The organism is Xanthomonas sp. 1678, from assembly GCF_031455575.1.
Taxonomy (GTDB): domain Bacteria; phylum Pseudomonadota; class Gammaproteobacteria; order Xanthomonadales; family Xanthomonadaceae; genus Xanthomonas_A.
Map to the genome: position 1 here is coordinate 61,916 of NZ_JAVDSZ010000005.1, position 13,245 is coordinate 75,160.

At 58.5% G+C, this 13,245-nt stretch carries 12 protein-coding genes; all 12 read right to left on the reverse strand.

Annotation, left to right across the window (positions count from 1 at the left end; translation table 11 throughout):
- Positions 1-14 precede the first annotated feature (14 nt).
- The 12 genes from J2Y70_RS10980 to J2Y70_RS11035 all read right to left on the reverse strand — a co-directional run bounded on the left by J2Y70_RS10980 (position 15) and on the right by J2Y70_RS11035 (position 13,238).
- Positions 15-1,136, reverse strand: a complete 1,122-nt coding sequence (locus J2Y70_RS10980; RefSeq protein WP_309917718.1) for a type IV secretion system protein — start codon at positions 1,134-1,136, stop codon at positions 15-17.
- A 140-nt stretch (positions 1,137-1,276) separates the two neighbouring features.
- Positions 1,277-2,065: a hypothetical protein gene (locus J2Y70_RS10985; RefSeq protein ID WP_309917172.1), complete on the reverse strand. Its 789-nt coding sequence runs from the start codon at positions 2,063-2,065 to the stop codon at positions 1,277-1,279.
- 55 nt (positions 2,066-2,120) lie between these two features.
- Positions 2,121-4,589 (reverse strand): VirB4 family type IV secretion/conjugal transfer ATPase, encoded by a 2,469-nt coding sequence (locus J2Y70_RS10990; protein ID WP_309917175.1) that lies wholly within the window; start codon positions 4,587-4,589, stop codon positions 2,121-2,123.
- A gap of 179 nt (positions 4,590-4,768) precedes the next feature.
- On the reverse strand, positions 4,769-5,080 hold the full coding sequence (locus J2Y70_RS10995) for a type IV secretion system protein VirB3 (RefSeq protein ID WP_263394908.1): 312 nt from the start codon (positions 5,078-5,080) through the stop codon (positions 4,769-4,771).
- Entirely contained in the window at positions 5,073-5,483 is a 411-nt protein-coding gene (locus tag J2Y70_RS11000; protein ID WP_309917178.1) for a TrbC/VirB2 family protein, read from the reverse strand. The genes J2Y70_RS10995 and J2Y70_RS11000 overlap by 8 nt, the downstream gene beginning before the upstream one ends.
- A 71-nt stretch (positions 5,484-5,554) precedes the next feature.
- Entirely contained in the window at positions 5,555-6,460 is a 906-nt protein-coding gene (locus J2Y70_RS11005) for a lytic transglycosylase domain-containing protein (protein WP_309917720.1), read from the reverse strand.
- 146 nt (positions 6,461-6,606) lie between these two features.
- The gene (gene virB11 / locus J2Y70_RS11010; protein WP_309917182.1) at positions 6,607-7,650 is read right to left on the reverse strand and encodes a P-type DNA transfer ATPase VirB11; all 1,044 of its coding nucleotides are present in this window, start codon (positions 7,648-7,650) and stop codon (positions 6,607-6,609) included.
- 18 nt (positions 7,651-7,668) lie between these two features.
- Positions 7,669-8,865 (reverse strand): TrbI/VirB10 family protein, encoded by a 1,197-nt coding sequence (locus J2Y70_RS11015; protein ID WP_309917185.1) that lies wholly within the window; start codon positions 8,863-8,865, stop codon positions 7,669-7,671.
- Entirely contained in the window at positions 8,862-9,623 is a 762-nt protein-coding gene (locus tag J2Y70_RS11020; protein ID WP_309917188.1) for a TrbG/VirB9 family P-type conjugative transfer protein, read from the reverse strand. The genes J2Y70_RS11015 and J2Y70_RS11020 overlap by 4 nt, the downstream gene beginning before the upstream one ends.
- On the reverse strand, positions 9,620-10,648 hold the full coding sequence (locus tag J2Y70_RS11025) for a type IV secretion system protein (RefSeq protein WP_309917191.1): 1,029 nt from the start codon (positions 10,646-10,648) through the stop codon (positions 9,620-9,622). The genes J2Y70_RS11020 and J2Y70_RS11025 overlap by 4 nt, the downstream gene beginning before the upstream one ends.
- Positions 10,649-10,711: 63 nt before the next feature.
- Positions 10,712-11,140: a toxin co-regulated pilus biosynthesis Q family protein gene (locus J2Y70_RS11030; protein WP_263394914.1), complete on the reverse strand. Its 429-nt coding sequence runs from the start codon at positions 11,138-11,140 to the stop codon at positions 10,712-10,714.
- A gap of 424 nt (positions 11,141-11,564) precedes the next feature.
- A complete protein-coding gene (locus J2Y70_RS11035) occupies positions 11,565-13,238 on the reverse strand; it encodes a type IV secretory system conjugative DNA transfer family protein (protein ID WP_309917194.1) in 1,674 nt (557 codons plus the stop codon).
- Positions 13,239-13,245 lie beyond the last annotated feature (7 nt).

Below are 13,245 nucleotides of genomic sequence, written 5' to 3' on the forward strand. Positions count from 1 at the left end.
GGGTTCAGCTCACACTATCCGTTAGTAGTCTTGGCTTTACCTAACTTACCGGTCTCCAAATCCGCAGGAGCAGACTGAGCACCGTAGAAATTACCACTACTACCACCAACGTTTACGTTGGCGCTCTTATCATCGAGAGCCTGTTGTCGAGGCACATAGCTGCCACCAGGCCCAGCCGGCACAGCAGCCGCACCACCACCACCAGCACCCATCGCCGAGTACGGACTGAACTGGCCCAGCACACCCTGGAAGAACGCTGCTGCCATCGGGGGCGCGGTCACCACTAGTGTTGTCATTACCAAGCCCAATCCTCCCTGCTGCAAAGCCATGCTGCTGACGCCTTCGCCGTTGAAATTGAAGGCAGTGCTCATCGCCCACTTCGTCACGAAGGCCAATGCCACGGCGCCTACCACCTTCGTGGTGATCGCCACCATGACGCTCAACACCGCCAACGAAAACACCGTTCCAATGCCGTAGTACAACCATTTGCTAAACAGCTGCTTCGTGGCATTGAATAGCAGACACATGATGAACAGCGGCCCAAAACCAACAAACAACGCCATCGCGATCTTATTCAGCAGCAGCATCGAACCGGCAACCACGCCTGGTCCTGCGATGCCCAGGCCCATGAACCAGCGTGCACGCGTCTTGTCGGATTCGCGCTCCTCGCTGCCTCCTGCCTGCAATGCATCGATGCTCGCCAGCGCGGTCTGCATGATCAGCAGATTCTCATCGATCTTGTTGTATGGACTCGCATCGTCGCCGGTGACGACCTCAGTGATCTCCTTGCTCAGGCCGTCCGTCAATGTCCAGTAAAGCTTGGAAGACCCGGTCGCCATGCTGGTTGCGACTGCAATGATCAGCGTAGCCCGCAAGGCGGTGACGACCAAGGACATCGCGGATTCGCGCATCTGGCCCGTTGCCAATCGATAGCCTTGAATCAATATCCACAGTGTCAGCACCGTGAGCGCGATCGCGCCCATCCACATGGTGGTGCGCTGCAGAAGCGTCCACTGGAAGATATCGATTTCGTCTCGCAGATAATCGTTGATCAGCGAGAAGAACGCATAGTTGGCCATGTTGCCCAGAAAAGAGCCTAAGCCTACCTGCCCTCCCCCGCCGAGTGTCGAGTCCATCAAGCCGGCAATCACATTAAACATATTGGATCTTCCATGCGGGTGAAGCGCACCCGGATATTTTTTCGGAGGCCGCCCTCGAAAGAAGGCAACCAGAAAACGCTCGGCAACTCATAGCAAAGCCGCTCGTGGCGTCCGCCTTACTTCTCGTAGCTCAACCGGCTCATGTCAGACGGCTTGTCCGTCTTGACGCCCTCGAGCGCCGTCTTCATAACCGCACCAGCCACGGCTGCTTGCGCCATATCGGTGATCGTCCCGACAATATCGCCAAGCAGGCCACCGCCGTCAGGATTGCTCTTCTTGCCCTTCATCGCCGACTCGGCCTCGTTGGACTGCTGCGCCTGCAAGTACTTGAGACGGATGTCGTAAGCGAACATCGCCGACTCCATCTGCTGGCGATCGATGTCCATCAAGGTCTTGAGCGCGATCAACTTGTTGGTGTTGTCCTCCAACTTGCCAATCTCGTTCTCTGCGATGTTATTGCGCTCTTTCTCCAGATCGCGCAGACGCTCCAGGCGCTTCGTCGTGATCTCATACATCGCGACCATGTAATTGAACTGGGCGTTCTTGGTCTTCTGAATGAGCTCGCAGTTGGTCTTTTGCCCATCGGTGACCGGCGTGCCCTTGGTGGCACCGCATGCCGCGATGCCATAGTTCGCATCGATCTTTTTGGGCTTCATTTCGTCGCTCAACTTCTCGACTTCTGTGCCGCTCGGCTTCTCACCGGAACTCTTGGCACCAATTTTGTTGTCGTCGCGGATCTTGTCGAGCTTTTTGTCGAGCGTGTTCGTATTGGTCTTGTTCTCGCTGATTTGCTTCTCGTCACGCACCTTCCACTGTGCGAACGCAGTAGACGGTACCGAGACGCACAGGACGCAAAGAACCGCCAGCAGTCGGAATCGAGCGAAGGATTTCATATTCTTGTCCATGTAGACCTCACAGCTAGTCATGTAGAACGAAACGATCTTTCAGGGAATACAACGATCAAGCCAGCGCCGCGGCGCCCTTGCTATCCGATGCCGAAGGCTTGGACGCGGACTTGCCCGAACCCTTGCGCTTGGCATAGAACTCGCTGAGCCACTGCTCGGGCGTCAGGTCATTCGGCGCTACTCCGTGCTGGGCAGCTTTCTGCTCGAGGACCTGATGCATGATCTCGATGTTGTCGGTGGACGCGGAAATGACCGCGAGCGCATCGTCCATGCCGCGCAGATTCAGCTGGCACACCGATGAGCCATGGCCTTGCTTGACCAGGAAGCAGCGCGAGCGCTCATCCAGGCTCACCACCACCTGGTACTCGGCTTCGGTCAGCTTGAGGCCTTCCATATAGTCTTCCTTGCTCGCGTTCGGGTTGGGCAGCAGGATCATCGTGGCAGTCTGCTCGACGAGTGCCGCCGAGATGTCGCTGGCCAGTGCGTCTTCCGGACTCTGGGTGGCGAAAATGCCCAAGCCATTCTGCTTACGGATGGTCTTCTGCTTGTTCTTGGCAAATTCTTTGAGGCCACCCTTGCCGTCCAGGATCTTCCAGAACTCGTCCATCACATAGATCAGCGGACGTCCGTCGATCAAGGCTTCCAGCTTATGGAGCAGATAGTTGATGACCGGTACGCGAACTTCCGGGTTGTCGATGACGTCGGTGTAATCGAAGCCGATGATGTTGGCTTTTTCCAGGTCGATGGTGTCGACCGGATTGTCGAACACCCAGCCCAACGAGTTTCCGGTCGTCCACTTGCGCATACGCGCATAGAGGCCGTCATCGCCCATGTTGGGCAGGCTCTTGCGGAAGTTGGTCATGCTGCGCAGCTGCATCGGCGTATCCAGCATGCCCTCGACGGCGCGGAAGATATCCTCGTCGTCGCGTGAGCTGTACTCGGCTTTGCCGGCGAGCACCTTGATCAGGTCCGCCAGGAACTGCACGTTGGCTTCGCTACGCTCGCACTGGAAAGGATTGAAGCCGGTAGGCCGGCCATTCTCCAGGGCAAGGTAATTGCCGCCACAGGCGCGAACGAAGATCTCGGCGCCGCGGTCCTTGTCGAAAAAGAAGATGGTCGGCGAAGGATTGAATTTCTGAACCTGGCTGAGCAAGAAGTTGATCAACGCCGTCTTGCCGGTACCGGACTTGCCGATGACCATCGTATTGGCGATCGCTTTTTCGCCCAGCGAATTCTCCGCTGGGTGCGTCGCATGGAAATTGAAGTAGTACGGTTGTCCGTTGGTGGTCTGCAACGTGGTGACGCACTCTCCCCACGGATTGTTGTCGCGCTTCCCCTGGGCAAAGTTGTGCAACGGCGACAGGCCCAGGAAGTTCAGCGAACTCACGTTCGCCAAACGGGTGCGATAGCGCCAGTTGCCGGGAAGCTGAGCATAGAAGGACGACGCGATGGCCAAGTCTTCCTTTGATGAAACGAAGCCGGCGTTGGACAGTTCCGCACGCGTAGTCGCGATCTGCTGCGACAGCTTCTCCTGCGTATCTGCATAGACCGCGATGGTGAAGTGGTATTCGCCCAATACGAAACTGCCCGACGACAGCTGATCCATCGCCAGATCCAGCTCATGGATCTGACTGACCGCCTTGTCGCCAGACGAGATCATCATGCCCTTGGTCCGATCCAGCACCTTCAGCGCATCGTGGCGCCCCATCGGGCTGAAGGAATGGGTCACCACGTACTCGAAGTCGAGATACTTCAAGCCGTTCAGGATGCCCGGATAAGTCCCGTCGGTGTATTCCTTGATATTCAGGATGCCGCCGAAATGATTGGTACCTTCGGGCGTCTTGATGACGAAGTCGCCGGTCTTGTTGGCGAACATATGCTTGCTTACCGGCAGATATGCAGGCACCGGCGCCTGCAGGACCGGCACCGGCTCGTCGATCCGGTTGATCAGATAGCCGAAAAATTCGAGCGCCTCGGAAAATACGACGCCATTGCTGGCCTCATACATGCTCAACCGATAGGGGGAGTAGTCCTTGAGCACGGCTTCGACATTGCCAGCCAACTCGATGATCTTGGCGATGGACTGGTCCTGCTCGGACTGCAGCTGCGCCAGATTGGCGGACTTTTCCATCAAGCGCTTCCCGGTGACCACCGGGCGATACAGCATGGTCAGATACAGCTCGTTCTGCATGATTTTCTGCGACGAAAGCGCGCTGTAATACTGATTCGACAATTCCTGGTTGAACGTCTGCTGAAACTTGCCGCGCGACTTGATGCCGCGGCGCCGACGCACGTCGTGGACCCAGAACGCCACATTGGTGAAATCGGGCGCGCGCAAGGTCTGAAGCATCCGATTGAACGTGTTGTGGCGATGCTCGATCTCCCATTCCTCGCGGCCGACGAACGGCAGTCCACCCAGGTGCCAGGTCAACATGTAGTCTCCACCCGTCGTCTTGAGCACCGACGGCGCTACATGCGTAGAGATAGGAATGAACTCGCTGATCGAAGTGTCTGGGATGAACATAGGGAATTACTCTGAATCCATTTCGTCTTGCCAAGGCCCGATTCGGACGAATCGGGAGTAGTCGAATGCTTGCCTACTACACAACAACAACCAGTTAGGCACCACGATAAAACCGAACAACCCCATGCACGAAACGAATCGTTCGTGCATGGGGTCAAGGCACTGGCGCTAAGCCGAACTTAACGCTTGGCGCCAGGCACGTTTCTCCGATATTCGTTAGGAGAAAATACCCATGCGCCTGAGTAGCGCTGCAGGTTGCGCACGCGCACCCTGAACATCCAACGCAACCCAAGCATTCTGAATATCATCTCGTCCCGCTTGGTCACCTGCTGCATTGCGAAAATGATTACCGGAATCGACAACAGGTACCAGAGATTGAAGTACATTCCCGCCAGCAAGCCGCTACCCGCACCGATGAAGAAGGGAATGTAGGGCACCCCCAAAAACATGGCTGGGCGCGTACAGCCGCGGAAAAGTACGTTCTTATGCATAGTGCTGAATCATCTGGATCAACATGCTGGTGCCGCCGGCGGCGCCGCCGCTGCAGGTCGCACCAGTCTCGCCGATCAGCATCTTCGCCAGCTGGCCGGCCGCACCGATCAGGCAGCCGCCAATCAGAAGCGGAGCAACATCAGCAATGCGTTTGTGGGCAAACGCGATCTGGTAGCCAGCGATGATGACGGCGATGGTCACGACGGCAACCGAGGCCATGTTGAGCAAGCCGTTGGTATTGGACAGGAAGCCGCAGACCTTACCATCGGTGCCGGCGTAGTCGCCGCCAGCTGCCATCGCCGAACCGGCGACCAGCAACGAGCCTACGAAAATGGCAGCTTTCAGCGCGGCCAAGCCGGCAACCTTGGCACCCGCGGTCATTTCGCTCTTCTTGGACATCATGGTGTATCTCCTGATTGGAACAGAGGGGTTGTGATGGAACGCCATTCCCATGGCGGTATTGCTTCCCTACGCTAGAAGACAAAAGCGCCGTCGCCGGGGGGCAGCGGCGGCGAATTCGAGCTCGGGACGGCCGGCTCTGCGGAACCACCAAGGGCCGAACCCCTGGTCACAGATGCTTGCGAAGCTGGATCGGCTCCGCCGCCAGCAGGCACCGCCACTCCTTTGCCGGCGCTTGTCGGACGTACTACATATAGCTCTGCATCGGCACCAGCCGCTTGACCTACTCGTCCTGCGGAGGTCATCGATGCGGGACTGGGAAGCTGGCCAGCAGGATTGCCTTGTGTCTGAGCAGGAGCCGAGACTGCGGCCGGATAGTACGCAGACGGCGGGATCTGGGTCGCCAAACCATTAGCGAGTTGGTTGGCACCTGCGATGCGGCGCGAGACGACCGAATCGAGTTCGCGCACCACGGATGCCTTGGCGGCCTGCGCCGGGCGACGGACGCCATTCGGCACGACCGGGATAGCACCAATAGGGGCGGCGGCAATAGCCCGGCCCTGATTGATGGATGCGTAGACCTTCTGCACGTAGCCGTGCTTGTAGCCAGTCTCGAAGTTGCCAGAGTAATAGCAACTGAAAGATTTGCCCCAATTGCCCCCCGAGCGGCCATAGCATTCGGCCAGGATCCTCGAGGCGGCCTGCAGATTGGGACAAGTCTTGAATGCTTTTTCGTACGAGTCGAGCCCGTACTTGAGGAGGTTGTAGCGGTTGACCTGGCCCAGACCGAGAGAAAAGTTGTAGCCCTTGTCCTCAAGCATCCGCGCTGTAGCGACAGCTTCGGACAGATTCTGCGGCTGACGCACCAGGCGGCCACCCACGACACCAATCGCAAACGGATTGTGCGACGATTCGACGCGCACGACGTGCTGCATCACTTCAGCCGGAACTGCCATTTCAGGACAGCTCAGTAGTTCCATGCCTGGCAACATGCCGTTGTTCCTCCTATATCCGTCGACTATCGGCCTGAGAACCTTAAAGTCGCAGATCGCGCAAATTAATAGTGCCTGAAGACAAAATCGAAGTCAATCTGGCACAGCTTCAGCGATCACCTTCGTGAACAAATTCACTTGCTGCCATGCAAAGTCCGCTCCGGGTCGAAATCGATACCGGTGATATAGCGCCGCCCCGCATGCGATTTAATATGGACCACGATATCAATCGTCATCATCAACAAACGCTTGATGACAGCAAACTCCAGCCCTGAACCCTCCGCCGAGGCCTTGACCATCAACGCAAGCTGATCCCATGTCTGACCGATGCTGCCCGCATGACAGCTCGTGATCGAACCTGGGTGGCCGGACGCGCAATTTCTGATGAAATAGAACGACTCGTCGCCTCGCAATTCCGCCAGGATGATGCGATCTGGCTTCATGCGCAGGCATGCCTCCATGCAGCTTTTGGCCGTTACGTTACTCGCACTTTGTCCACCTTTCGAGTAGAGCAAATGCACGGTATTGGGCTGGCTGATGAACAGCTCGCGCGCGTCTTCGATGGTGACCAGGCGCTCTTCGTTGGGAATGTGGTTCACCAACGACTTCATGAACGTGGTCTTGCCGCTGCCGGTAGCGCCAGCGACGACGACGTTCTTCTTGAACAATACGGCCTTCTTGAAGAACTCCGAGTAGTTCCGCTGCCTGCGCAGCTCCAACAGCTCGCGATCCTGTTCGCTGACGCCCGCTTCCTGCTCCAGGATCTCTTGGAAAAAGCCGTCCTCCTGATACTGCTCCAGCGTCTTGGTGTGCTTGGAAGGCAAACGGATCGTGATCGAGACCTTGCCTGCATCGCAAGCGGGCGGAATGACGAACTGGGCACGTTGTCCGGTCGGAAAGGTCAGCGACACGACTGGATCGGTATCGGTGATGCGCTGCCCCGTATTGCTCTCGTTGACCACCGCGGTGCAGAACTGGCGCGCACGATCGAACGTCAGCGAGGGGATATCCAACTTCTGCCAGCCGCGCAGCGTCTCCAGATATAGCTCGCCAGGCCGGTTGATGCATATTTCCGTCACCTCCGGCGAATTCAGATAATCCAGGATTCCCAGCACCGAGTACTGGTAATCCAGGAAATCCGAAGATATCTGCGCAGTTGGCGAGTCGTCCAGCGTCACGTAATTATCTCGCTGCTATCAACGGGTAAGTACAGCAGTGAAATCCACGTCTTTTGCGACATAGACGTTGACCACAGTACCCTGATTGATCGTCACGGTCGCAGGACGACGCCCCGAGCGCTCCAATGCCTGATCGGCCATACGCTGCACCGTTCGTGCCGTGTTGCTCTCGAACGGCTGCTCGGTCACCAATCCGGAGTTGAGACCAACCGTAGTGGTCTTGGGCCCGTTCTCGGCGGCCGCCCATTTGAACGCATCGCTGAGCATGCTGATCATCAGAGCAGAAGAGATACGGCTTGCCCAATGCGCGTTGTACTTGCCTGGATGGCCAGCACTGCCGAGGTTGTCGATACCCGGCGCCTCAAGCGATACATCGATACCGGTCGGCGTGGTGATTCGATCCCAGATGACCTCCATGCGGGGTCCAGTCGGTTCGACCGAATCGTATTTACCCAACAGCTTGGAACCCTTCGGCAACAGCAAACGTCTGCCGTTGATGGAGTAGACCGGCTCGGTGATGATGCAGGAGGTGAAACCCGCAAAGTCACTGATGATCCGCGTTTCCAGCACGCACCGGATATAGGTACCGCGCACCAGCAAACCGTCAGGATTCGCAATCGGCTTCGCCGACGTTTCCTGCTCCTGGCCCGCACCAGGCTGCTGTCCGCCAGGAGGCAGAATGCCGCCGAATCCCGGCTGGCCGCCGCCCACCTGCGCCGGATCGTCCTGCATGCCGGCCATGCGCCGCTCGAGCAGCGACGGGCCACGCTCCTGCTGCTCGACGGGCGCCGTCCGGATATCGTTGTCGGTCGGCATCGGCGGCAACGGCGGCAGGCTCTCCTGCGCCAAAGGCACAGGCTCGGCGGGCTGCGTCGGCAACGGCGCCGCAGTCTGCGGGAGCGCGGGCGCCACCACGGCTTCCTGACGCGGCTTCGGCGGCGGCTCTTTCGTATCGCTTCCACCAACCAGCCAAAAAATGGCCACGATCAGCAGCAACGCGATAGCGCCAAGGAACAGCAACGCCTTCCGGTTGAGCTTTTGCAGCTCGCTGGATCTCAGGACCGGCTCGTTGGCATCGAGATCGGGATCCGCCGTTTGCTGTTGCCGGGCAAAGTAAGGATTCTCCTTGCCGACATCTCCGTTTTGCGGAGAACGAGGAGACTGGCCATCGTTGTGACCGTTGTTTTCGTCAGACGGAGGTATGTTCGAGTTCACTTTTGCTTATTCCTACGCAAGCCGACAACATTCTTGCCGTGGCGGACAACCAGGAAAGGATAGGTCCCGTGGACGATCAGGGTATTGCCTTCGACCGTCGTGTTGACCAAGAAATCCTCTTCGTTTTCCTTCTCGCGCGCGAACACGGCCGGAAAATTGCCTGTGGGAAATCTCGTAAGATCCATCTTGATGTAGGTGAACTTGCCGTCGTCGTACACGCTATTGGGCACGATCCACGTCTGCTTCGAGCGCGTCGAATAGTCGTAGTCGAAGTAATAGCGCCGATCCTTGGACATCCTGGTATCGATCTGCGACTCGTCCTTCACCTCTTCGCTGGCAGCGGCGAAGCTGGTGTCCTTCGGATAGACGAAGGTCACCTTGTACTGGACGCCGGCCTGCTTTGCCTGTTCCAGCCTCTGCCAATCCGTTGCGACGACCTTCAATTCCAAAATATAGGAATGGGTCGCCGTCCGTATCATCATGTTGGTGTCGACGTCGACGTTCTTCGGCTTCAGGTAGAAGACGTTCTCACGACGGCTCAACTCCCAGCCGGTCGTGAAACCGGTGCTGTAGTCGAGGATCTTTTCGTTGGGGCTCAATTCGACCTGGGTCGTGATACCGAGGCCGGTACGCACCTGGTAAATCTTGTCCGCTTCGTACTCGTATTGTTGGACAACCTGAGCGGACGCGAGCGGCGCAACCAAAGCCAAGGCGAGCAGCGCCAGATGCGCCGAGCCATTTTTAGTCATGAAACTCATCTAACGTTCGCTCCATTTCCATTGTTCTGAGGTGCAGCGTTGGGCGCAGGCGCCATCGGAGCGGGCTGTACGCCCTGGTAAGTGGGCGCCTCCATCGCATTCGTCACCGGCAACTGCTGCTGAGCAGGGGCTACGCCGTTCACGCCAGGCGTTGCCGGCTGCGCCATCGGCTGACCAGGAAGCTGCCCCTGGACCTGACCGGGTGACTGACCCGGCAAGAGTTGTTGGTTCGCGGGCGCAGCTGCAGGCGCAACAGGCGCAGCTGCCGGCGCCTGGAAGGCTGCCGGAGGTGGTGTCGGCGTGCCAACATAATCCGTGTCAACCCGATAATCGGTAACCTGGAAGCCGAGCGGGTTCTCCACGCGCAGATCATCGGCCATCGTTAGATTACTGTTATAACGAAATCCAAGAATTGCAAACTTATTGTCCAGCAGCGTGGTTTGCCCCGTGCTCTTTTCGTAAATGCTGCGCTGGAAGCGAACGTTGGCGCCGGTATATGGCTGACCGTTGCCACCCTGCAGGGTAATGCTGAGGATATTGATCCGAATGGCCCGTGTCTTGCCATATGTGAAGTAGGGGGCGGCAGGATTGTTGGGCGCATGCAACTGACGATATTCGTTTGCCACAGGACCATCGGCCAGAGCGAACACCGTTTTCCAATCCCTGAGCCCCATCATCGCGAAATCGTAGGACTCGCGCGAGATGATGAAGCGCGCCACATTACTCCGGGCCAGCGCTTCGCTCGCAGTGATATTGCGAATATCCGCGGTGTTCTGAAGCCTTGAGACCGATGTATTGCCGGTGTAGGCATCGGCCATCACGATGTACGGCACCTTCTCCTTCAACGGCAGCATGTAGTAGTAACCGCCACCCAGCAGCAGGCACATGATGATCGCGCCGAACGCGACCCACCATGCGCGGCGCTCGCTGCGCCGGGCGAGATCCGCAATGCTGACTTCGTAGTTGACAGCCTTTGCGACCGCCTTGTTGACGCTTTCGCTCTCAACTGGTTTTTTACCGAACATCAGACTTCACCAAGTTACGTAATGTGGCTGCGGAGACACGCGAACGGCCCCCGTAAAGTAAAGTCACTTCGCGCCGCCGTCGGCGGCCGGCGATGCGGCCCCGCTCAACGAAGAAGACGGCTGCACCAGAATGCGGTTGCCCGCGGCGGACACCGTGACCCCCTCCTGCGCATAGACCACGCTGAGCTCCGCGACGGCCTGCTGGATGCTCGTGGTGTTGATCTTCGCTACCGGCGCATAGAGCGTGTAATCGGACTGGATGCTGTACGCCAGTTCCATGTTCGAGTCCTTGGCCCAGCGCTCGAGCATCGTCTTCAGGGTGCCGTCCATCGGCACGGCCTGGTACACGTACGAGGAATACAGTGGGATCTCCATCGTCGACTCGGAGAACCGGTTGACCGGCTTCCACCTGCCGCGGAAATCAGGCGCCGGCGAACTCGCACAGGCGCTCAACAGCGCAACGGTGCTCAGAGTGGCGATCAGCCGAAACATATGCGTTCTTTTCACGCGAGCCTCTAAATTGCGGAAACATGTTTTGATGGACGGCCGACACACGGTCGGCAGCCTGAGAACTTCGGGTTTCGCCACAGGGAGGTCACAGCGCGACGCCGCGCCGACGCGTGCGCTTGGCGACAGCGTCCGGGGCTACGCAAGCCTGGCGCAGGCAAGCGCCCCTGAAGACGAACGGCGTCCAGGGACAGGCTTTCAGCACTGAGAAAAACGGAATTTGCCAGAAAACTTTCCATGTCACCCTTGCGTGTGTCGTAAGAACCCACGCCCCCTGTTCCTATTGCCAATTGTCCAGCACCAGCATCGCGAGAATGTGCCGCAGCGCACTGCTCACGTCAAGCGTTTGGTAAAAAAGCGTTCAATCCTGCTTGACCGCCAATAAATTTGCAAACCACATCACGCTTTTTCAAAGCGAGAGCATCGGCACATCGACCTTGGGCAGCAGCCTCGACGTGAAGTGCCGGTCCTTGTAGTACTTGATCTTGTCGCACTTCACAGGATGCGGGATGCCCTCGTACAGGAACACCTCGTGATCGTTCCCCATCGCCTTGAGTTCCTGCGGCAGCATCAGCGCCCTCCTCTCCTCCGATACGCTGCGGGTCACGTCCTTGCCGCGCGTGACGTTCTGCTTGCGGAAGGTGGTGTAGCCGAGCATCTCCGAGTAGTCGTTGGCATCCTGCTGCTCGCGCGGAGCGTACAGGATCTGCAGTGCGTGATTGGTGATGATGGTCCGCGACACGTCCTTGCCATAGGTCGCATCCAGCTGCGCCATGCTCTGGATGATCGGCAGAAGGCGCACATTGTAGCCAGCCATGTATGACACCGCCGAGGCGATGATGTCGACCTTGCCGATCGCGGTGAACTCGTCCATCAGCAGCAGGCACTGGTACTTCAACGCCGGATTGCTCTTGGGCAGTTCCTTGGTGTTGAGGTTGATGATCTGGCTGAAGAACAGGTTGATGATCAGGCGGCTCTCGGCCAGCTTGTTGGGCTGGATGCCGATGTAGATGGTCATCTTCTTCTTGCGCAGGTCGGTCAGCAGGAAGTCGTTGTCGCTGGTGGCCGCGTCGAGTACCGGGTTGATCCAGGCGTTGAGCGGCTCCTTCAGCGTTCCCAGGATCGAGGCGAAGGTCTCCTCGGCCTGCGACAGCATGTTGGAGAACGCCGACTTGGCGTTGCTGCTGAGGAAGCGTCGCTCCGACAGCGACTTCAGGTATTTCTTCAGGTCGCTGCCGTCGCCGGAGGACAACCGGTAGATCGCCCCCAGCGTCGGCGTGCCCAGGCCGCCCGGGAAGCCGATGTTGCGCTCGTCGTCCCAGTTCTCGAACAGGTACAGCGCGAACGCCATGAACGCGTTGCGCGCCTGGCTGACCCAGAATTTCTGGTCGTCCGACCCATCCGGGTACAGCATCGCGGCGATGCTCATCAGGTCGGAGACGCGGAATGCCGGATCGTCGGAGACGTAGCTGAGCGGATTCCAGCGATGCGTGCGCCGGTCCTCGGCGAACGGGTTGAACAGGAAGACCTCCTGCCCCTGACTGGCGCGCCAGCCGCTGGTGAGATCGAAGTTTTCCTGCTTGATGTCCAGGACCACCACCGATTCCTGGTATTCGAGCAGGTTCGGGATCACCACGCCGACACCCTTGCCCGAACGGGTGGGCGCGGCCAGGATGACGAACTGCTGCCCGCTCAGGCGCACCAGCTTGCCGCGGAACTTGCCGACCACGATGCCGTTGCCGCTCTGCTTGAACAGGCCATGCTTGGCCAGATCGGCAGCACCGGCGAAACGGGCGTCGCCATGCAGGGCCTGCTTGCGCGGCTTGAACATCAGCACCAGCGTCAACAGGCACAGCAGCCCGGGCAAGCCGAAGCCCAGATAGCCCGCCCACTTGATCTTGCCGACGAACGGCGCGACCTGCGGCAAGCCGATGGCATGCACGTATTCGTAGTAGGTGCTCAGCCCGAGCAGGCCCGTGTCCAGCTTGAGCAGCAGCAGCACCAGATAGCCGGACAGGAAATAGCCGGCAACGGCCGTGAGCGCGACGACGGCCACAGCCGCATAGACCTTACGATTCGACAAGCCCCTA